Genomic DNA, 255 nt, shown 5'->3' with positions numbered 1-255 from the left:
TTACAGCAGGAACCACCGGCACAATCACGGGCTTGGTCCAAGGTGAAACGTGTACAGTCACGGAGACCGCCATCACAGGTGGCGTCTTAGCAGGCGGTTATACCTTCGGTGCAACAAGTGCAGCGGTCATTAGTTTAAATAGCAGCACAGCGATCAGTGCATCACAAGCGGTAACGATCACGAATCCTTTGACTGCCCCGAATGCAGCACAACTGAATATCACCAAGCTGTATTCTGGTGACACCGTACCAAGTA

Annotated in this window: 1 protein-coding gene; it reads left to right on the top strand. The window is 51.4% G+C overall.

Annotated features, from left to right (window positions below; translation table 11 throughout):
• A partial coding sequence (locus tag KDM90_RS18595) for a hypothetical protein (RefSeq protein ID WP_212676955.1) occupies positions 1–255 on the top strand: 255 nt, incomplete at both ends.

The sequence above is a fragment of the Affinundibacterium fentianense genome (assembly GCF_018139545.1).
Classification (GTDB): domain Bacteria; phylum Pseudomonadota; class Gammaproteobacteria; order Burkholderiales; family Burkholderiaceae_D; genus Undibacterium; species Undibacterium fentianense.
The sequence above is the reverse complement of the archived record's forward strand: the minus strand, read 5'-3'. Positions and strand labels throughout refer to the sequence as shown.